Here is a 22800-nt window from a genome sequence, read left to right on the forward strand (position 1 = left end):
ATGGTTGGGTTTTAACTTATATAGTTCCAGATGTTTTTAAATTTTGAAAGCGCCGTGTAAGTAGAAAGAATGTTTTCATTTTCTTTTTTAGTCAACCTTGGGTCGTCGCTTAAGGTTTTTTTGGCGTAATACCTGGCTTTTTGCAATATGTCCTTGTCTTTTACAATGTCCGCAATCCTAAGGTTTAAAACACCGCTCTGTTGAGTACCCATAACATCTCCTGGTCCGCGAAGTTTTAAGTCTACTTCTGCAATTTCAAATCCGTCGTTAGTTTTTACCATAGTTTCTAGCCTAGTCTTGCTGTCATTGCTCAGTTTGTAGCTGGTCATTAAAATGCAGTAGCTTTGTTCGGCGCCGCGCCCTACACGGCCTCGAAGCTGGTGTAGTTGCGACAAGCCAAAGCGTTCGGCGCTTTCTATAATCATAACCGAGGCATTAGGCACATTAACGCCAACCTCAATTACGGTGGTGGCTACCATAATTTGTGTTTCCCCTTTTGCAAAACGTTGCATTTCATAATCTTTGTCCGTGGGTTTCATTTTGCCATGCACAATAGAGATTTGATACTCTGGTAAAGGAAAATCTCTCGATATACTTTCGTAGCCATCCATTAAATCCTTGTAGTCCATTTTCTCGCTTTCTTGTATCAGCGGATATACGATGTAGATTTGCCTCCCTTTTTTTATTTCGTCTCTAATGAATTTAAATACCTGAAGTCGATTTTTATCATAGCGGTGCACGGTTTTTATGGCTTGTCTTCCTGGTGGTAATTCGTCGATTACAGAAATATCCAAATCACCATAAACAGACATGGCCAAGGTGCGCGGAATAGGAGTGGCGGTCATGACTAGAATGTGAGGGGGGACGGAAGCCCCACCAACCTCCCCGGAGGGGAGGCTTTCTAAGGATTTCGTAATATAACTCAAAACGTTATCTATATCTCCTATGACTTGTTCATTTGTAAAGCGAATAACCTTAAAACCTATCTCATTTAAAATTCTGGTACGAAGTTCATCAGCGTCCTTTTGTTCTATCGTGGTGTGGTAGCCGCCATCTACTTCAATTACTAAATTCTTTTCGATACTAACAAAATCTACTATGAATTCATCGATAATATGTTGTCGTCTGAATTTATGGTCAAGTTTTTTGTTTCTCAAACATTCCCATAAAATACGTTCTGCTTCTGTAGAGTGCTTTTTGTTTTCAATTTGTAATTCCTTGAGCAATTTATAAGCAGAAGGACGAGCAGTCATATATTTTTTGCGTACCGCTTGAGCTTCCTCCCCATGGGAGGATTGAGGAGGGCCTTTTCTCCACAATTTACTTCTTTGAGCAACACCGAAACGGTGTTGTTCGTCAATTATGGCTAAACCTAAATTTTTAAATTTCACCTTGTCTTCTAAAAGGGCATGGGTGCCGACAAGTATATTTAAATCACCATTTTCTAAACCATTATGGATTTCTTTTCTTTTTGAAGTTTTAGTTGACCCGGTTAATAATTCTATTCTGATATTCAATGAATTACACCATTCTAATAATCCGTTATAATGCTGGACTGACAAAATTTCAGTAGGAGCCATTAAACAGGCTTGAAAACCGTTGTCAAGAGCCATTAACATTGACATGAACGCTACTATGGTCTTCCCTGAGCCTACATCACCTTGTAAAAGTCGGTTCATCTGTGCATTACTGCCTAAGTCCAGTCTTATTTCTTTGAGAACACGCTTCTGTGCATTGGTTAAATTAAAAGGTAAATGTGCGTTGAAAAAGGTGTTAAAATAATCGCCTACTTTGCTAAAATTATGTCCCTTGATTTTAGATTTATGAATGAGGTTTTTCAGAATTAATTGCAATTGAATAAAAAATAATTCTTCGAATTTTAATCGTGATTGAGATTTAGAAAGTAGTTCTTGACTTTTGGGAAAGTGAATATTTAAGAGTGCATCACTTTTTGAAATGAGATTCAATTCAGAAATAATTATAGGAGATAATGTTTCCGTAAAACGTCCTTTGGTTTCTAAGAACAGCTGTTGCACTATTTTGCTGATGACTCTATTGTTAATGCCTTTATTGGTTAGTTTTTCTGTTGATGGGTAAATGGGTTGAATACCGGAACTTAACCCTTTTTTATGTGCTTCGGTAGTTTCAATGTCAGGGTGAGGCATACTAAACTTACCGTTAAACCAATTGGTCTTTCCAAAAACAACATAAGGTGTGTTTAGTTTTAAGCTTTCTCTAATCCACTTTTGACCTCTAAACCAAACCAATTCCATAGTTCCCGTATCATCTTGGAACGTGGCGACCAGACGTTTCCCTCGCTTTTGAGCAACTTCTTTAAAGCCTTTAATTACACCTACAACCTGAATTTCTGCATTACTTTGCTGAATTTGATTGATTTTGTAATACCGTGTTCGGTCAATATAACGGTTAGGAAAAAGGTTTAATAAATCTTGGTAAGTATGAATACCCAGCTCCTTTCTAAGTAAATCGGCTCTATTGGGGCCAACACCTTTAAGGTAGTCAATAGGAGTCTGTAAAAAAGCAGTATTCATGAAACTAAAATAATTCTTTTGAAATGAATTGCAAATGGCAATTTGGACTAAAGTTTGCTATATTCACCTTATGAAATTTAGACTATTCATTGTATTAATTCTTACGGTCAACTTTTGTTTTCCGCAACAAACGGAGTATGTGGATTTTAAGACAGCTAAGGTCAGTAAATTAATGGTTGATACTGCTTGTAAAGGGATTGGTGGTAATATGGTTTATGAGTTCGAAATTTTAAAAGATATTGATTCTATTTACTTAGATGCCAAAGGGTTTAGACATATTGAAGGCTTGCTTAATGAAAGAATTTATCATGATTACGATGGTAAACACTTTATTGTTAAACATAAATTCATAAAAGGAGAAAAGCATAAACTGCATATTGGTTGGTATACTCAACCAAAAAAAGCACTCTATTTCATTGAAAAGGATGAAGGTAACCAAGTCTGGACCCAAGGACAAGGGAAATATACCAGTAACTGGCTACCGAGTATCGATGATATGAACGATAAAATAGAATTCGATTTATCAATAACTTCGAAAAGAAACTATGAAGTAATCGCCAATGGCCACTTAACAAATAAGCAAATCAACGATTCCACAATCACTTGGCATTACGATATGCAAAAACCTATGTCCAGCTATTTGGTAGCCATGGCTATTGGGAATTATGATAAAAAGGTTGAATATTCTAAATCTGGAATTCCTCTTGAGATGTACTATTATCCCGAAGATTCCTTGAAATTTGAGCCTACTTACCGTTACACCAAACTAATATTCGATTTTTTAGAAGAAGAAATAGGAGTACCTTACCCATGGCAAAACTATAAAATGCTTCCTGTTAAGGACTTTTTGTATGCCGGTATGGAAAATACCAGTCTTAATATCTATTCCGATGCTTTTGTAGTAGATTCTACAGCTTTTGTAGATAGAAATTTTGTAAACATAAATGCCCACGAGCTAGCACACCAGTGGTTTGGGGATTTGGTAACCGAAGTTTCGGGGACTCACCATTGGCTCCAAGAGGGTTTCGCTACGTATTACGCTTTATTGGCCGAAAAAGAGGTCTTTGGAGAAGATTATTACTATTGGCAGCTGTATGAATACGCCCAAGAGCTTTTGGAACAGGACAAAGCGGGAAATAGCACCTCTTTGTTAAATCCTAAATCAAGTAGTACCACTTTTTATAAAAAAGGGGCTTGGGTATTGCATATGCTAAGAGAACAGGTCGGGGAGGAGCCCTTTAGGGAAGCCGTCAAAAATTATTTGTTGAAACATCAATTTAAAAATGTAGAGACCGATGACTTTATAAGTGAAGTGGAGAAGTCTAGTGGAGTAGATTTGAGTGAGTTTGTAGAAAAATGGCTTAAGTCTCCTAGTTTGGTTTATGATGACATGATAAGAGCGATTATTTCAAACAGAAAAATAGAGTTTTTAAATTCACTTGATGAGCTTAAAATAGAGATTGAAACAAGTGATATTGTATCGAATTCAGATGAATTAAAGCAAGTTCTACCTATTTTAAGAGCTCTAAGTATTCATTCTAGTTCGATAGATTATAAAAATGGCGAATTGTTGGAATTTCACAAAATAGCTTTTGCTTCAAAAGATATCAAAGTGCGACAAGCCATTGCTAAAAATATGCCTGATATTCCTCTGGAATTAAAAGCCGACTACGAATCCCTCTTAGATGATAAGTCCTATATAACTATTGAAACAGCTTTGGTTAATTTATGGATTAATTTTCCTGAGAATCAATCTAAGTATCTCGATAAAACAAAGAACATCACAGGTCTAAATAATAAAAACATCAGAATACCATGGTTGGCGTTGGCATTGTTAACTAAAGACTACGAACTGGAAAACAAGAAACAGTATTATAATGAACTGATGGATTATACAAGCCCAAGATACGCCTCGGATATTCGTGAGAATGCATTCTTTTATTTGCATCAAATCAAGGCTTGTAACGATGTTTGTAAAGAAAATTTAAAACAAGCTACAACACATCATAACTGGCGCTTTAAAAAGTTTGCCAAAGGGCTGCTCAAAAGCATGAAGTAAATTTGATGATTTTTTTAGTGTTCAAGGAGATTGCCACAGTCGAGCCTCCTTCGCGATGACAAAACAGCTGCTTACTGCCCACTGAACACTGCCTACTGAATACTGCCTACTGAGCACTACTTCCTACGCTCCAGTCTTGCCGGATTTCTACAAATTAAACAACCAGATAAATAAGTGATGGATATTTCGTAAACACCGTCGGTCCTGCCAATATTAGAGGTGTTAAAGTCATAAGAAAATCCAAAGCGTAACTGTTCAAGTTCTAATCCTGCAAAAGCGTTTATGGAAGTTAGCAAGTGACTGTTATTACTATTTTTGGCAGGATTGGTAACCGCTGTTGCACCGAGGAAAAGTTTTTCCAGCTTAATCATAGAGGTTATATCCAGCCTATTAAACTCTCCCTGTTGCATGTAATTGGCCGATATCATGATATCATTATAATCAAAATAGGGGAATTTATAAGCCGCATGAATAGAATAAAAAATATCTAATGGTAAATTGTTGTTTTCAACAAAAGAAATATTTGGTCTGTTTAAGTGTTTAATAGAAGCTCCCAACCATAAATCTGTATTCCTGCTTGTATTTTTTTTGTCGAAAACAAAACCAACAGCAAAATCGAAAAAAGAAACGTTTCTGTTGGCGTTCATAGCAAAAACATCAGATGAGCTGGGGTTTATACTTTCAGATGCAATGTTTATTTGGTCCGATAGTACTAGATTACTAAAATTAAAAGATTTGGTGCCAAAACCAACTTCAATAGCTGGTCTAAAATACCATTCATTAGCTAGCCTCACATGGTAAGCGTAATTCACATTACCTTGTAGGTGGTTGTATTTTGTACTGTTTTCGTGTTGGTTCAATATGCTTATACCCAATCCGCCAATACGTTCCACCCAAGTATTAAAAAACACGTAATCTGTATCCACGCGCAACCCTAAATTGGGCCATTGGGTTCTGTGGATTAAACCAAAGTAAGAGGCATTTTCAAAACCTGAAAACCCAGGATTCAAGGTTTCAGGAACTTGGTAATACTGACTAAATATTGGATCTTGAGCTTTGGCTTGAATAAAAAATAGACTGACAAATATTGCTGAAAAATATAATTTCACCTTCATTATTTTATTTAATTAGAACAAAAGCTCCTTTAGACGTTATTGTTTTTCCGTATAGCGTTACCCCAGAGAATGTAAAGTAATAGTTTCCGTTTTCGGCATCAGAGTCGTTTATTGTACCGTCCCAACCTGTAAGGCTTTCTCCTTCTTCAGAAAATACCATGCTGCCCCAAGTGTCGTATATTGCAAATTTCATTTGGCTCAATCCGATTTGAGATGGCAAGAAAAAATCATTTATAATGTCACTATTGGGTGTAAAGGCGTTTGGCGTTATTAAACTATATCCTTTTTGCACTATAAGTGTTACTGTTTGTGTGTAAACACAGTTAAAAGGATAAACTACGGTTTGGGTAACTTCATAGCTTCCTGTAGTTTTATAGATGTGGGAGGGGTTTTCTTCGTTAGAAATAGCGCCATCTCCAAAGTCCCAAGAAACGCCTATGTAATCTCCAGTAGCAGTATTTGTGAACTGGATAGCGTCTTCTATGGAATAAAACCCGTAACCCGAAAATGCATTGGAAGTGATATCGAAACCAGGGTCTCCTAACTCAGGAATTTCAACATTATAGGAGAAAGAATTGGTGCAGCCTAGACTGTCCGTTACCTCTACAATGACCAATCCGTTAACATTAGTTTCCATTATTTCTCCATTAACACCACTTACTGTTCCGCTAGACCAACTTATTTGATAGGGTGGGACGCCTCCGCTAGGTCTTGCAATAAAGGACTGTTCAATGGTTTTAGATACACAGTCATGGTCTGTAATGACTTCTACATCTGAGGCTAAAGGTTCAAAGCGATTGATGGTGAAACTTTCGGAGATTTCACAATCGTTGGCATCTATAACGGTTACTGTGTAATCTCCGGGAGGTATATTGTTTAAGTCCTCTGTCGTGGTTCCGTTAGACCAAGAATAGGTAAGTGGTAATGTGCCGCCCGTTACAATAAGGTTGATGCTTCCAGTATTCGCATCGTCACAATCGAGCGCATCGATAGTCGTTCCAGATAGTTCTAATGGTGCGGGTTCGGTAATTACAAAAGTTTCTGTAATCACACAGGGTTTCCCGTCTGTTATGGTCACTGTATAAGTTCCCGGGCCTATATTATTACGTTCTACTCCTGCGGTTGGGTCGTCTGCCCAATTTAAATAAATAGGGGCAATTCCGCCTTCTAAATTAAGCACTATTCTTGCATCGCTTTCGCCAAAGCATGAGACATTGGTCACTTCTGGAGAAATTCTAAAAATTGGGGGTGAGGCAATTTCTACGGTAGCTTGTTTTTCACAATTAGTAGCATCTACAACAGTAATGACATAAGTTCCAGGAGATAGGTTGGTTTGTGATAGACCAGAGCCCAAATTGCTCCAAGAAACGGTATAAGGAGCATTTCCACCGCTAATATTGTTTATTGTTATGGAAGCATCGTTATCGCCGTAACATTCTATTTCTGTAGCCGTATAATCTATAATAATTTCATCAGATTGATCAACAATAACGTCTAATGTATCGGTACATCCAGATCTGTCGGTTACTGTTAGATTATACGTTCCAGCGAATAACCCTAAAAGATTTTGATTGGTGCTTGTAAATCCATTTGGTCCCGACCAATTATAAGTATAGTCAAACACTCCAGGGGCGGTTTCAAAAGGTCTTCCGCCGGTAATATTAATGTTTATTTCTCCTGTTGCTTCCCCAAAACAAATTACATCGACTTTAGAATCTAAGCTAGCAAGTAGTTCCGGAGGTTCAACTACAGAAAAGCTTTGCGTTATGGGGGTACAGTTATTCGCATCGGTAACCGTAACTTCATAATCGCCAGGAGACAGATTAGAGAGGTCTTGTGTTGTATCGTAAGGCGACCCATTTCTTGTCCAACTGTAGGAGTAAGGCTGTGTGCCACCAGATATTTCAATATTGATTTCACCATCGTTAGCACCAAAACAGGTAATGGTCTCTGGGTCGAAATTTATGGCGTTAAAAATCAATTCATCGGGTTCTGTAATTGTGAAAGTATCACTGTAAGGGCATCCGCCATCATCTAGAATAGAGACGGTATAATCTCCTGGTGCCAAGTTCGAAATATCTTCGTCTGTGCTTGTAAAACCGTTTGGTCCAGTCCAATTGATTTGGTAAGGGTTTCCTGTTGAAAACGGAACGCCACCAGTAATGGTAATGTCTAAAGATCCTCCATTATCTAAATAACATAGGCTATTAGATTGAACAGTAGTAATACTGATGGATGGATTTACGGTAACAACGACTTCAAAAGTATTACCAACACAAATACCTAAAGTAGGTGTCACCGTATAGGTTACCGTTGCCGGTTGTGTAGAGGAGTTAGTTAATACTTGCGATATTGAATTTTGGGGTGTGGTTTCTTGAGAGGCTCCCGTAATAGTGCCCAACGGATTGATTGTTGGGTTAGACCAAGTATATGTTGTTCCTGTTGGTGCAAGGTCTCCACCAGTATTATCCGGTGTTATGTTAAAAGCATTGCCACTGCAAATGATTGCGGTTTTATTGCTGATATTAGGAGTCTCGTTAACGGTGTTTTCGGCTATTTGAGAGGTGATTTCGGTACAGCCTCCCGATGAAAATGTAATGACAACATAATAGTACATAGTGCCGACAGTTCCAGATGGTGGTGAATAGTTAGTTCCTGTTTCTCCGGCAATAGCAGTTCCTGTGGTGCTATTGTTAACGGTATTGCTGTACCACTGATAAGTTGGTGTACCTACGCCATTCGCATACGCCACCGAAAGGGTATTGAATGTATTTCCAAAACATATGGTCTCAGATGTAGGCTGGTTTGTTATTGTAGGCGCTTGATTAACAATAACTTCAGAGGTTGCGCTAACAACACTACAACCAGGATTGGGTTGTGTAATTTCAACATAATAATATTGTGTGCCAACGGTAGCTGTAGGAGGGGTGTAAGTGGCATTGGTTGCCCCAGGAATTAGTGCGCCTCCTGTATTCGCATTAGTAGAATTGCTAAACCATTGGTAATTATAAACCGTTCCTAAACCACCATTAACTGTGACTTCTAGATTTTGAGGTGTTACACCTTGGCAAAGAGTTTGAGAAGTTATGGGCTGATTTGTAATAATAGGGTCATCAGCCACCACAACCTCGGCCACCTCACTTACAACGGGACTACAGCCACTACCACTCACAGAAATTTCGAGGTAATAATAGTAGTTTCCTGAAATTGTAAAAGCGGGAGGATTATAGCTTATAGAAGTTGCTCCAGGGATGATTGTGCCTCCGGTATTTGCATTAACTGTGTTGGAATACCATTGGTAACTAATGGTGCCAGTTCCTCCGGAATGCGTTACTTCTAAATCGTTGTTGATGGAACCGCCAATACAAATGCTTTGACTAGTTGTAGGATTAGTATCTATTTGAATATTGTCAACAACTTCAACTCTTGCAATATTTGATGTAATTTCATCACAACCAGCTCCAGATGTAAAAGAGGCAATAACGTAATAATAATTAATGCCTACTGGAGTATTCGCTGGAGTATAAGACGTATTAGTTTCCCCGGCTATCGCAGTCCCTGTTGTATTATCGTTAACGGTATTAGAATACCATTGGTATGTTGGTATTCCTGGTCCGTTAACCGTTGCGCTAAGTGGTGATATGGGACCATTGATACATATAGTTTCATCTTGTGGTTGGGAGGTAAACTCAGGGGCAGGGTCAATAGTGATAGTTAATAGTACTGGTGCGCCATCACAACTTCCGTTAGAAGGTGTTATCGTATAAACTACATCTTCTGAAGTGGTGTTGGAATTAAATATGGTTTGTACGGGAATAGTTCCTGAGTTTCCATTAGGTATAAAACCACTAACACCAGCAGGTGCTGTTGCTGTCCAATTGTAAGTAGTACCACTAATACTGGAGGTTAGAACAACTTCGGTGGTTTCTGTCCCTGAACATATCGTTTGGTTTAAGTCTGTATTGGTTATCGATGGAATTTCATTGATTACAAAATCTTCTGTGTCTGTAATTGTGCCGCAACTTGAGGTTACGCTAAATGTAATTTGATAATTTCCAGGCGTATTATAAGTAATGGTTCCCGGGTCTAGCACATTGGAAGTTGCGGGAGTTCCACCTGGGAAACTCCAGTTATAAGTTATGGTCTCTGAAGCTGGAGCACAGGTATCCACATTCGCTACTGGGTTTATTGATGCAGTTCCGCAAAAATCAGAAATGGTATTTATAGAAGCTATTGGAGGTTGTTTTACTTCTACGGTTTGAGATGTTGTATTGCTGCCGCAGGTGTTTGTTGCCGTTAATTGAAGCGTGTAAGTACCTGCGCTTATAAATTCAAAGGACGGAGACGCTGAGTTTTCGTCGGTCCCGTTTGTGAAATCCCAATTCGGGACTCCAGCTCCGCAAAATCCAGCAGAATAAAACACCTCCCACAAATAAGTTTCACCTCCACAGCTATCTGTTAAATCGGTTGTATTGGTAGCTTGAACATTTAGAGTAGAACAGCCGTTATTACTGTCAAGTGTAAAATCGGGTATCAATTCGGGTTCAATACAAATCGTTTTTGTCAGAGTTTCGGTTACACCACAGGAGTTTTCAGCATATAAGGAGACATTAAACGTTCCTGTGCTTGTGTATGTATGGGTTGGATTTCTATCGGTGGAAGTAGTGCCATCACCAAAATCCCAATAATACCCATCGTTAACGCTACAATTATTTGAGTAGCCATCCAATGAAGTGTTTTCAAAAAGAATGGGCGTGTTAACACAGCTATTTGGCGGGTCTTCAAAATCTACTTCAGGTTTTCTCAAGATTATAATTGGACCAGCTGTTAAGTTCGTTTGTCCGCACGAGGTCGTAATGAATAAAAATACGGTGTAAAAGTCAGGGCAACTGGTTTCGGTATAGGTATGAGGGATAGGAAAATCTTGTGAATTCAATGGGTCTGAAGCATTGAAATAAGGTGATGCTTCGAGTTGTGATTGGGTATAGTTTTCTGTTGTTCCATCGCCATAATCAACAAAATAATTCGTGTCTGGTGGGTTCGATGCCCAAGAGCCAATTGCAAATTCTATGGGGTTTACTGGTGTACATAAATTCACGGTATTACCCGGGTTTACAATCGCTCCTGTTGGATTACTTGAGTTTTTGATTAAATAGGTTACTGTGTTATCACAGTTTGTGCCACGTCCGGTAATTTCCATATTAAAAGACCCAAGCTGCGTATAAGTATGGGTAGCAGGGAAGGTAACATTTGTCTCTATCGGGCTGCCATCACCCCAATCAACATCATAGGAGTTTACACAAGGAGAAACATTATCCAACCCAACATTAATAGTGTAAGAGGGGTCTAATGTATTATTACCACAATTATTAAAGGGGTCAAAACGGCTATCTACGTCGTAAAACTCCAATAACGGTTTGTCTATAACTGTTATAGGCTTTAAGGATGAGGTATTGCTACAACCATTCGCATCTGTAACCTCAAGAGTGGCATTGAAAATTCTGCTACCACAACCCAGATTAATAAATTCGTGTGTGGGATTTTGAAGTGTTGATGTACTACCATCGCTAAAAGTCCAATTGTATGAATACGGTGCAGTTCCTCCAGAAACAATTGATGTGAAATTTACAGGTGTGCCAGAACATGTATTATCATTATTAAACGTAAAATCTACGCTGGGCAAATCGTTAACGGTTATTGTAGCTGACCCACTGGCATTGTCTGTAGAACCAGAACCATCGGTGACCGATACCAGTTCGTATACAAAGGTTCCTGCTGTACTAGTATCGGCAAAAACATTGAGTGCGCTATTGGTTCCAGTTGTTGTAGCGGTTTGACTGGCGCCACCATTTATAGTATATGTAAAAGTGTATGGCGTGTTGCCTCCAGAACCTACAAAACTTACTGCTGGTCCCGGTGCATCTCCCAAACAGACCCCTGTTGTTCCTGATATACTAGCGCTTGGAGGCAGAAGTGTATTGTATAGTGGAGATATTATGTTGTTTATTTTAATACGATTGAAGGCAAATAACGAGGCGATAATTAGAAAGGAAAAAATACCGACCAGAAAGAATCTTTTAGTCATAAATAATGGCAAGGGTTGATGGGAACACTAAAATATACATTCTTTTTGTACATCTTACAATAATCATTTAAAAAAAAGTAGTTTTTTTCTGTATAGCAACTAAACTTAAGTTTTCAGAATATTATCACATTTACACAAGGTAAGGAAGGTGATATTATTTATATTTATACATCAAAACAATTAAATGAGAGCATTGGTAATTTCTGGAGGTGGAAGTAAAGGCGCATACGCTGGTGGAGTAGCACAATACCTTATTGAAGAAGATGGTAGGGATTACGATATGTTTCTTGGAACTTCTACGGGGAGTTTATTGGTACCCCATTTAGCAGCAGGAAGAATTGACAAACTTCATGAGGTATATACCAATGTAAGTCAAAGCGATATTTTTAGTGTCAATCCTTTTGTGATTCGAAAAAAAGGGAAACGCGAATTCGTTTCAATTGATTTCATTAATACACTTTGGCAATTCATTAGAATGAAAAGAACTTTTGGGGAAAGTAAAAATCTAAAAAAACTCATTAAAAGACGCTTCACAGAAGAAGAATACCAATTGATTAAACAAACTAAGGACGATGTTGTGGTTACGGTTTCCAATCTTTCTAAAAACAGTGTAGAGTATAAGTCTATAAAGACTTGTACTTACGAAGAGTTTTGCGACTGGATTTGGATTTCTTGTAACTATATTCCTTTTATGTCTTTGGTAAAACGTAATGGACATGAATATGGCGATGGAGGTTTAGGGTGTATTGTACCTATCCGAGAGGCTATATTACGTGGTGCAACCGAAGTAGATGCTATTGTACTTAAATCTGAATCTATGGATCATACCAAAGTCTTAGGGAAGAATCCATTCTCTTTAATGGTGAGCCTATTTGGGCATTTGTTAGATCGTATGGAACGTAATGATGTTACTATCGGGAAACTTGCCGCTAAAACAAACAATGTAAATCTCAATCTATATTACATGCCTTCAAAGCTAACCGAAAACTCGTTGATTTTCGATAAAAAACTAATGACTTCTTGGTGGAAACAGGGTTTTGAATATGCTCGAAAAAAATGTGAGGAAGCAAGTTCTAACGAGCTTAGGGAAGACAATTAATTACCATATACTGGAAATTTCTTCTTTAATAATTGATAACGCCGAATCACTCGGGGATTTTCGTTCCATCATTTCTGTTAAGATAACTTCTCGTAATCTGTTTGCCGAGTCTGTTTTATCTGGTAAAGCAGCTCTTCTAATTAACTGAATAGTAGCATTTTTTGCGGCTATCACAACACTCCAACATTGCTCGCTAACATAAATTTGTTGTGAAAGATTGTGTTCAAATTCCTGTTCTATATTTTGAATGAGTAAAGCCTCGTAAGTGTCTAAGTCTTCAGAATTGGGCGTGACTCTAACCAACAGCTTAGAAGGTTTTATACGCTCTAAAAACAAAGCAATTCTCTCGTAAGCCTGCAAGCGAGACGGCAGTGCATTTACTTGAAGATCTTTCTTTAATAAAAACCGTCTTCTGCCATCTTCATTTTTTGTGTGTTCCTTAAAAAAATAGTAGGCAATCATACCTGTTAACAATGCAGGTATGGTATATAGGAATAAATCTAAAATTCTTGTTACATCCATTATTTACAAAGGTTTAGACTTTTTTCCTCCCAAATATACACAATCTTTTAAATCGCTCATACCGTTAAAAGGAACAGTATCTTTCTCGTACATATAAGTTTTGTTTAGTTCCTTAGACAAGTTGTGGTCGTCAACGTTTATTTCTATATCGCCCATTTTAAATTGGCAAGGGTGCTCATAACCTGCAGCATGGGTAATTTCTATGAGTTCTTTTCTAAAGGTCTTAAAATATTGAGCTAAACGTTCAGATTTAAGAGGTATGTTAATACCGTTTTGTAACCATTTACTTTGTGTAGCTACACCGGCAGGACATCTGTTCGTATGACAAATTTGGGCTTGTATACAACCAATGCTCATCATGGCTTCGCGAGCAACATTTATACAATCAACACCCATTGCAAAAGCCATAGCAGCTTTAGCGGGAAAACCTAATTTTCCGCTTCCAATAAACACAATTCTTTCGGTTAAACCTTTTTCTTTGAAAAGTTTGTATAAATCACTAAAACCATAAACCCAAGGTAAGGATACATGGTCTGCAAAACTTGGAGGAGCTGCACCTGTACCGCCTTCACCGCCATCGATGGCTATAAAGTCTGGACCTTTTCCTGTTTTTAACATCAAATTTGCTAATTCTTCCCATTGTTCCAGTTTACCTACAGCAGCTTTTATTCCCACAGGCAGACCGGTTGATTCGGCTATAGCTTCTATAAAATCCAATAATTCCGGAACGTTGGAAAAAGCCGAATGGTTTGGTGGAGACAGTACATCTTTTCCTATTTCAACACCTCTTATATTTGCTATTTCTTTTGTGATTTTTTTCCCCGGTAGTACACCACCTTTGCCTGGTTTTGCGCCTTGCGACAATTTTATTTCAATAGCTCTAATAAAAGGGTTTTCTTCTACCAGTCGAATCATTTTTTCCATAGAAAAGTTGCCATTTTCATCTCTTACTCCAAAATATCCCGTTCCAAAATGAAAAACGACATCACCACCATGACTATGGTAAGGCGATAAACCGCCCTCGCCAGTATTGTGGTAAGCATTGGCCAGTATAACGCCCTTGTTTAGAGATTCTACTGCTTTGGCAGATAAAGACCCAAAACTCATTGCAGATATATTTATTATAGAGGCTGGGCGATAAGGTTTTCTTCGTTTGTTGTAAAGCCCCATAACCTTGGCACAGGGTAGAAACGTTTTATCTTTAGCATGAGGGTGGTCTTGTTCTACTTTAAAAGGCATCATGGCATTATTTATAAAAATATGCTGATGCTCATAGATATCTCTATCTGTTCCAAAGCCCTCGTAGTTATTCTCTTTTTTTGCTGAAGCATAAATCCAACCACGTTCAATACGGTTAAATGGGAGTTCTTCCCGGTTGTTGGCTACAAAATACTGTCGCATTTCGGGACCTATACTCTCTAGCCAATATCGTAAATGACCTACAATGGGGAAGTTGTGACTTATAGTATGTTGCCTTTGGAAAAAAACATCTCTTACAGCAATAATTATTAAGAAAACTAAAACCCAAGCCCACCAGGGCCAAGAAGAAATCACATCGAGTATTACATCCATTGATACTAGAATAACAATTTTGAGTTTAAAGATATTCAAAATTTGTTGAAGAATTAATTGTTTATAATTATTAATAAATAGCGTTTAGAAAAAGGCTAACAATGGTTATTTTCACATATTAAAACAATTGTGATTTGGAAAAATATTTAAGCCAGTTGAATGATGCGCAATTAGAGCCTACTTTGCAAATAGAAGGCCCCATGATTGTTATTGCTGGTGCTGGTTCGGGAAAAACACGTGTGCTTACTTTCAGAATAGCTTACATGATGAGTAAAGGTATAGATGCTTTTAACATCTTGGCGTTAACCTTTACGAATAAAGCAGCTCGTGAAATGAAAGAGCGTATAGCGAGTATTGTGGGAGATAGTGAAGCCAAAAACCTATGGATGGGAACATTTCACTCGGTGTTCGCTAAAATATTAAGAATTGAGTCTGAAAGGCTAGGCTACCCAAGTAATTTTACAATATATGATACTCAAGATAGTGATCGTTTAATAGCTTCCATTATCAAGGAAATGAATCTGGATAAGGATATTTATAAGTACAAGCAGATACGGTCCAGAATTTCATCGTACAAGAATAGTCTAATTACGGTAAGGGCGTATTTTCAAAACCCAGAGCTGATTGAAGCAGATACCATGGCCAGAAGACCTAGGATGGGTGATATTTATAAGGCCTACGTAGACCGCTGTTTCAAAGCTGGTGCTATGGATTTTGATGATTTATTACTGAAAACAAATGAACTGTTAACGCGTTTTCCAGAGGTTTTAGCCAAATATCAAAATCGTTTTAAATACATTTTGGTTGACGAGTACCAGGATACAAACCATTCACAGTATTTAATTGTAAGAGCACTTTCCGATAAGTTTCAAAATATATGTGTGGTTGGGGATGATGCCCAAAGTATATACGCCTTCCGTGGAGCTAATATTAATAATATTCTAAATTTTCAGAAGGATTATGACGATGTGAAGGTGTTTCGATTAGAGCAAAATTATCGGTCAACTAAAAATATTGTAAATGCTGCCAATTCAGTAATCGATAAAAATCAGACCAAATTAGATAAAGTGGTTTGGACAGCTAACGATGAAGGCGGGAAAATAATTGTGCATAGATCGTTAACCGATGCCGATGAAGGCCGTTATGTCGCCAGTACCATTTTCGATAATAAAATGAACCATCAGTTAGGGAATAGCGATTTTGCTATTTTATACCGTACTAACGCACAGTCGCGCTCTATAGAAGATGCCCTGCGTAAGCGTGATATACCTTACAGAATTTATGGCGGTTTGTCCTTTTACCAACGTAAGGAGATTAAGGATGTGCTTTCTTATTTGCGATTGGTTATAAATCCTAAAGACGAAGAAGCCCTTAAGAGGGTTATAAATTTTCCGCCTCGTGGTATTGGTCAAACTACCGTAGATAAGTTGATAGTCGCTGCAAATGGATATAACCGTTCCATTTTTGAAGTGATGAAAAACATCGATAAAACTGAGGTGAAGGTTAATTCTGGGACAAAAACGAAACTTCAAAATTTTGTAACGTTAATTGAGAGTTATCAAGTCATGAACCAGACGGCCGATGTTTTTGAACTTGCCGAACATATAACGAGAAGTAGCGGTTTAATTCGAGAATTCAACAAAGACGGAACTCCGGAAGGTGTTACCAGAATGGAAAATATCGAAGAGCTATTAAACGGTATGAAGGATTTTGTTGAAGGCCAAAAAGAAATCGCCGACGCTACGGGGTCTCTAGCCGAGTTTTTGGAAGATGTAGCTCTGGCAACCGATATGGATAATGATAAAGATGATGCCGATAAAGTAGCTCTAATGACAATTCATTTAGCTAAAGGCCTGGAGTTTCCTTACGTGTATATTGTTGGTCTAGAGGAGGACTTATTCCCAAGTGCCATGAGTATGAATACCAGAAGCGAGCTGGAAGAAGAACGCAGGTTGTTTTACGTGGCTTTAACAAGAGCCGAAAAAAAAGCCTATTTAACCTATGCCTTATCCCGTTATCGTTGGGGAAAGCTCGTTGATTCTGAACCTAGTAGATTTATTGAAGAAATTGACGAGCAGTATCTAGAAGTTTTAACACCACCCGAAGAACGCAGGTTTAACCCTATGCTAGATGCCGATATTTTTGGTGACCCCGAACCCAATAAAATTAGATTTAAGCCAGCAAAACAAGCTGTGTTAAAGAAAGGTGCTGCTAAAAAAGAACCAGTTAAATATCAGGCCTCTGCACCAAAGAACCTCAAACCGGTATCAAAGTCCCAAACCAATTCTAATTTATTCGATAGTAAACTAGTAGCTGGTAATATGGTAAAACACATGCGATTTGGTACGGGGGAAGTTTTAAAAATTGAAGGTACTGGAGCAGATATAAAAGCAGAAATAAAGTTTGATACTGTTGGTGTCAAGAAGCTTTTGCTTCGGTTTGCTAAGTTGGAGGTGGTGGGTTAAGTCTATCCTTTATCTAAATGTAATTAAGTAGAGTCTTCATATTAATAAACTAAACGAATGTCTCCTAGCATATGTTTTTGTGATTATTTAATTTTTTAAACAAATAAATTTATTTCCAAATTTATATTTTCCATTATTTTTGGTGTGATTTGATTAAACCTTTAAGGTAAATACTAGTCAAATTACAACATGTTTATTTGAGAAGAATTAATTAAAATCCAATTGTTGAAATGAAATCTATTTTTTCGTTAGTTTTTGTACTTAGTGTTTTAAGTTTAAACGCACAGCCTCCTGAAGGAGGTTTTCAACGTGGAGGGCAAGGGGAAAGGCCTGAACAAGGGAACAATCCACAAGGACAAAGACCTAATAGATTTGACCCTTATAAAATGGCTGGTATTGTATATCATGACTTGACTGAGGTTATCGAAAAACTAAAAATAAAAAAGGATAAAACTTTAAAAGCAAAGGTAGAGGAGGCCATAATAAATCACAATAAACGTCTTAAGGAGATTAGCTTAGCCAATAAAGCTAATTTTGATACACTTGGTGTTTACATGAGAAATACTTCCAGAAAATTATTATTAGAGGGAGGAAGTAGAGAGCAAGTTCAAGAAGTTAGAGCCTCTGTAAGAGAAAAAATAAAGCCTGTAAGGGATACTGTAATGGAGGAAGAGCGAAAATTAAATACAACGATTACCGCCTTGCTAGACGAGAAACAAACCAAAAGGTGGAGAAATTACATAAAGGAATTTAAGGCAAAATTAAGGCCTCAAAGACCTGGCGGAGGTGCTGGTAATAGAAATGGTCAAGGTAATTTTCAACGCGGAGGTAACCAGCAAAGGTCTGGCTCTCAAGGTGGCGGACAAGGATTTGGTGGTGGAGGACCTAGGTAGTCTTATTTTACCATACAAACGGAGTTTATATGTCCGTTGCCATCATATTCTTTAACTTCATTATTGGGGTCTACAATCCATTCGCCATCAACAATAAACTTATAATGGTGTTTGCCGCCAGATAGCGGTACAACATATTTCCAGCCGTAGTCCATTTTACGCATTACAAATTCATGTTCATTCCAATTATTGAAAGAACCTGCTAGGATTACCTTTTCAGCATTTGTATAGCCTCTTAGTTTAAAAGCGGTGTACTCTTTAATGTCTACTACAGAGTTGTATTCACCATATTCATTTGGTGTCTTATTGGTGTTATGAGGGTCTTCCATCCAATGACCGTCCACAATAAAGCGATATTGGTAAATATTAGGTTTCATTTGTAAGGTGAGTTCCCAACCTTCTTTTGTTTTTTTCATCTTGAACAAAGACTCATGCCATTTGTTAAAGGAACCTGCTAAAACAACCTTTCTGGCATCATGATAGCCCTTAAGTTTAAAGTGAACATTGCCATCCTTTTTAGGAAAAGCTGTGTACATTTTCAAGTTGTAAACGTCTCTAATTTTTCTTCCGTTTTTTGCAGCTTTGGTTATGTTTGGGTCTTCTTTAGAAGGCTCAGCCCAATAGGCGTTGTTTATCACAAACTTGAATTCATATGAAAACTCATCATCAAAATCTTGCAAACTTTTTTTAAGTTGATACAAATGCTCGTTTACACGATTCATTTTCCAATGGTCTCTAGACCAAAGGTTGAATTCCCCTGAAACAACTACATTTTCGATTTCAAAATCTGTAAAATCAAGAACTTGACCAGTATATTCTTGGGTAAATTTTGAGTAATCTCTAACATCGAAGGTAAATACCACCGAATCACCTTCAATTGTATACCCCTTAAACGCATTGTTTTGAGAGTATGTGCCTAGGCTTACAAAGGTAATAGCAATGACTGTTATATGTAAAATGAGTCGTTTCACTTTAGATTTATTGGGTAATTTACAAAATAAAGTTTTTCCTTTTTATAATTAATGATTGTTCTCTTTTGCGCAAAAAACTCATAACCTAAAACACCATCTAAGCTGGTGCCGAAAGCTTCATTCATTTTGTTCAAATTGGTTAAGACGGTATACATGGGGCCAAAGTAAATACTGTTGCTCAATTTAACACGGTGCAACTTTCCTGCCAAAACTTCAATGCGCTTATTACTGGCTCCGGTTAACGATAGTCGTTTTTTAGGAATAAAATATTTTAGTGCTTTTTTGTTAATGCTTTTGTTTATCTGGTTAAACTCGGCCGCGGTATCAATGCCAAATTTTATGTTTTGGTCATTAATAGTGCCGTTTACCACTATAGTATGGTTTTTTAGATTAAAGTCTAGGCTGTCAACAATTTTCTCTATGTAAACGCGATTATTCAATTTGTTACCAAAGGCATCTACTTTCGTTAGTGTTATTTGGTTGAGGTGCATGTCTATAAAAACTTCGTAGTCCTTTAAAATTTCATAGCCGATAATTCCAAGGATTTTAACTTTTTTCGATTTTTCTATATGAGAAAGGTTGATGACATCAGAGGATTTGTTTTCTAATGTAAAATTTTTAAGTATGAACTTCTTTATATTCTTTTCATAGGAATCCTCAACCGAATGTAATATACCCGATGCGTTTCTGGTTTTCTTCTGATGTGCATATAAATTAGGAAAGTGAACTTTATTCAGTATCATACTTTCAGCACCAGTATCAATAATAAAATTCCCCTTTTGATTTAATAGCTCGGCTTCTACAACGATTAAATGATCAACAAGTTTAAAGGGTATTCTGGTAGTGTGTTTATTTATGTTTTCAGCTTCGGGAAAAAGTATAGAGTTTGAAACCTCATTGAAAGCAAGAGTTGGATAGGTGCTTAGTGCAAGAAAAAGTATAATAATAGATCTTAGCATATATTACTAAGACTAATTTAAAAACCAAATGTTACAATATAAATCTATAAATTGTTAATTATAAAAACTTTAAGTTTTGTCCAAGTGTCCAAAAGGTTTAATCCGGTCCATCCGTGTCCTTCATTCGGGTAAAGTGTAAACTCATGGTTTACATTTAAATCAACTAGTTTATCTCTTAAGGCTATACCTTGGCTTGAAGGAACGAGTGGGTCTTGACCGCCGTAAAACAGAATTGTTGATGGTGCATTTGCGGTTACTTGGTGAAAAGGGCTAACCTCCTCTAAAAAAGATACAGTAGGGTTTTCACCATAGATATTTATTAATTCTTGAAGATTGGAATCTGTATTGTTCAAGTATGCGGGATCTGTAAAATTTGTTGGTCCTACGATGCTGCACACCATATTTATGTTTGAAGAAGTATCGAAGGCATAACTCCAAAGCAGTGCCAAATGTCCACCTGCACTGGTGCCTATAAAACCCATTTTATCTGAAATAGAATATTTTGCTCTGTTGTCTTTAATAAAGTCGATAATAGAAGTGATGTCTTCTATTTGCATGGGGTATGGTGGGTTTGAACTGTCTGCCAACCTATAGTTAATGTTTACGATAGCCAAATTAGGAATTTCAACCTGTAGCAAATCAACTAAATAATCCATTGAGCTTTTATCACCAGAGGTCCAACCTCCACCATGCACTAAAATCATGGTCTTGGTATTAGAATTTCTGTTTGCCGGCAGATATAAATCAAAGTTTTGTTTGGCGTCGTTGCCATAACTAATATTAAGTTCTTCGTAGTTTCTAGTAGGATCTAGAATTTCTATAGTTTCTTCTCCAGTACCAACAGACTCTGTAGAGCAACCAATAAAAAGAAATGTTATAAATAGGTTTAAAAAAATAAATCTGGGTAGTTTCATAAAAATATTGGTTAATTTGTAAACGCTTGCGCAATTTAATTATTATGGCTGAGTTTATAAGAATTTATGAGGAGAATCCTAACCCAAAAGAAATTAACAGAATAGTTTCTATTCTTAAAAAAGGCGGGTTAATTATTTATCCTACAGATACCGTTTATGGTTTAGGTTGTGATATTACAAACTTAAAAGCACTAGAGCGTGTGGCTAAGATAAAGGGTATAAAGCTCGAAAAATCTAACTTTTCTTTTGTTTGCCATGATTTAAGTAATCTGAGCGATTATGTTAAGCAAATCGATAATTCTATTTTTAAAATTTTAAAACGTGCCTTGCCAGGGCCCTATACATTTGTGCTTCCGGGATCGAGGTCTTTACCTAACCCATTCAAAAAGAAAAAAACTGTAGGTATTCGTGTGCCAGATAATAATATTGCATTAGAGATTGTTAAACAACTTGGAAACCCTATAATTTCCACCTCTATTTACGATGAAGATGAAGTGATAGAATACACCACAGATCCAGAGTTGATTCTTGAAAAATGGGATAATTTAGTTGATGCTGTTATCGATGGCGGTTATGGCAGTAATGAACCATCTACCGTAATAGACCTTTCTGGAGATAAACCTGAGATTTTAAGAGAAGGCAAAGGAAGTCTTGAGATATTTTAATTAAAAAAGCCCAACAAAAAGTTGGGCTTTTTTTGATATTTTGAAGTTGTTGTCTAATTATTACCAGCAGAAAGGTTTTTCATTTCTTTTTCTATCATGTCGTAGAACTGGTCTATTTTAGGTAATACAACCACTCGGGTACGTCTATTTTTAGCTCTGTTTTCAGCAGTATCATTGTCAACTAAAGGAACGAACTCTGCACGTCCAGCAGCAATAAGTTGTTTTGGGTTCACACCTAATTCAAGTAACACTCTAATTATAGATGTAGAACGTTTAACACTTAAATCCCAGTTGTCTAACAATGGTTCTTTTCTGTACGATACATTATCTGTGTGCCCTTCTATCATTGCTTCAAACTCTGGCTTACTGTTTATTACTTTAGCAACTTTTGCCAGAACATCCTTAGCTTTAGAAGTTACAATGTAACTTCCGCTTTTAAATAATAACTTATCGGCAATAGAAATAAATACAACACCTTTCTCAACGTTTACTTCAATGTCTGGGTCGTTAATACCAACTTCACGTTTTAGACTGGTAACTAAAGCAAGGGTTACACTGTCTTTTTTAGTGATAGCATCTTGTAAACGTGTGATTTTAAGGTCTTTCTCTTTTAAACTTTCTAGTGTTTTTTCTATACTACTGGCACTTTTAGAAGAAATAATTTGAAGATTGTCTATTTGATTTCTTAGACCATCTACTTGGTCTTCAAGTACTTTTGCTTTAGCTGTAGAAGCTGCACGCTCCTCTAAGCAAGAATTTAACTTTACGGTAGCAGAATTTAGTAAATCTTGAGTTTCTTTTTGTTTTTCTTGCAGTGCGGTGTGTTCTTTTTTTGATACACAAGAACTTAATACCAATATAGCAGATAAGCTTAAGAATACGATTTTTTTCATAATGGATTATTAGGAATTATATGGATTAAACTATTT

Annotated in this window: 14 protein-coding genes; 5 read left to right on the plus strand and 9 right to left on the minus strand. The window is 37.1% G+C overall.

The features are described 5' to 3' along the window. Window positions 1-11 precede the first annotated feature (11 nt). On the minus strand, window positions 12-2552 hold the full coding sequence (locus tag M0214_RS11900) for a DUF559 domain-containing protein (protein WP_248722785.1): 2541 nt from the start codon (window positions 2550-2552) through the stop codon (window positions 12-14). 70 nt (window positions 2553-2622) lie between these two features. On the opposite strand from M0214_RS11900, the gene M0214_RS11905 reads away from it, so the two are divergent. Further along, entirely contained in the window at window positions 2623-4611 is a 1989-nt protein-coding gene (locus M0214_RS11905; RefSeq protein WP_248722786.1) for a M1 family metallopeptidase, read from the plus strand. A 116-nt stretch (window positions 4612-4727) separates the two neighbouring features. Here the strand turns inward: M0214_RS11905 and M0214_RS11910 are convergent, their stop codons facing one another. Both M0214_RS11910 and M0214_RS11915 read right to left on the minus strand, forming a co-directional pair. Next, on the minus strand, window positions 4728-5726 hold the full coding sequence (locus M0214_RS11910; protein WP_248722787.1) for a PorP/SprF family type IX secretion system membrane protein: 999 nt from the start codon (window positions 5724-5726) through the stop codon (window positions 4728-4730). A gap of 4 nt (window positions 5727-5730) precedes the next feature. Further along, entirely contained in the window at window positions 5731-11811 is a 6081-nt protein-coding gene (locus M0214_RS11915) for a PKD domain-containing protein (RefSeq protein WP_248722788.1), read from the minus strand. A 184-nt stretch (window positions 11812-11995) separates the two neighbouring features. Between M0214_RS11915 and M0214_RS11920 the strand changes: the two genes are divergently transcribed. Next, complete coding sequence (locus M0214_RS11920) at window positions 11996-12910, plus strand: patatin family protein (protein WP_248722789.1); 915 nt, start codon at window positions 11996-11998, stop codon at window positions 12908-12910. On the opposite strand, the gene M0214_RS11925 is transcribed toward M0214_RS11920, so the two are convergent. Beyond that, the gene (locus M0214_RS11925) at window positions 12911-13432 is read right to left on the minus strand and encodes a hypothetical protein (protein WP_248722790.1); all 522 of its coding nucleotides are present in this window, start codon (window positions 13430-13432) and stop codon (window positions 12911-12913) included. 3 nt (window positions 13433-13435) lie between these two features. Further along, window positions 13436-15004, minus strand: a complete 1569-nt coding sequence (locus M0214_RS11930) for an FMN-binding glutamate synthase family protein (protein ID WP_248722791.1) — start codon at window positions 15002-15004, stop codon at window positions 13436-13438. A 134-nt stretch (window positions 15005-15138) separates the two neighbouring features. On the opposite strand from M0214_RS11930, the gene M0214_RS11935 reads away from it, so the two are divergent. Further along, window positions 15139-17469, plus strand: coding sequence for an ATP-dependent helicase (locus M0214_RS11935; RefSeq protein ID WP_248722792.1), 2331 nt, complete (start codon window positions 15139-15141; stop codon window positions 17467-17469). Window positions 17470-17699: 230 nt separating this feature from the next. Further along, complete coding sequence (locus tag M0214_RS11940) at window positions 17700-18362, plus strand: hypothetical protein (protein ID WP_248722793.1); 663 nt, start codon at window positions 17700-17702, stop codon at window positions 18360-18362. Between the two features lie 2 nt (window positions 18363-18364). On the opposite strand, the gene M0214_RS11945 is transcribed toward M0214_RS11940, so the two are convergent. Genes M0214_RS11945 through M0214_RS11955 form a run of 3 tightly spaced genes read right to left on the minus strand, consistent with a single transcriptional unit; the run spans window position 18365 to window position 21206 of the window. After that, the gene (locus tag M0214_RS11945; RefSeq protein WP_248722794.1) at window positions 18365-19333 is read right to left on the minus strand and encodes a hypothetical protein; all 969 of its coding nucleotides are present in this window, start codon (window positions 19331-19333) and stop codon (window positions 18365-18367) included. Continuing rightward, a complete protein-coding gene (locus M0214_RS11950; protein WP_248722795.1) occupies window positions 19330-20292 on the minus strand; it encodes a retropepsin-like aspartic protease in 963 nt (320 codons plus the stop codon). Before M0214_RS11950 ends, M0214_RS11945 begins: the two co-directional genes overlap by 4 nt. A 44-nt stretch (window positions 20293-20336) precedes the next feature. Further along, window positions 20337-21206: an alpha/beta hydrolase gene (locus M0214_RS11955; protein WP_248722796.1), complete on the minus strand. Its 870-nt coding sequence runs from the start codon at window positions 21204-21206 to the stop codon at window positions 20337-20339. 44 nt (window positions 21207-21250) lie between these two features. Between M0214_RS11955 and M0214_RS11960 the strand changes: the two genes are divergently transcribed. Further along, window positions 21251-21871, plus strand: a complete 621-nt coding sequence (locus M0214_RS11960; protein ID WP_248722797.1) for an L-threonylcarbamoyladenylate synthase — start codon at window positions 21251-21253, stop codon at window positions 21869-21871. Between the two features lie 53 nt (window positions 21872-21924). Here M0214_RS11960 and M0214_RS11965 read toward each other — a convergent pair whose 3' ends face one another. Further along, window positions 21925-22764 (minus strand): OmpA family protein, encoded by an 840-nt coding sequence (locus M0214_RS11965; protein ID WP_248722798.1) that lies wholly within the window; start codon window positions 22762-22764, stop codon window positions 21925-21927. Window positions 22765-22800 lie beyond the last annotated feature (36 nt).

The sequence above is a fragment of the Seonamhaeicola sp. ML3 genome (genome assembly GCF_023273855.1).
GTDB lineage: Bacteria > Bacteroidota > Bacteroidia > Flavobacteriales > Flavobacteriaceae > Seonamhaeicola.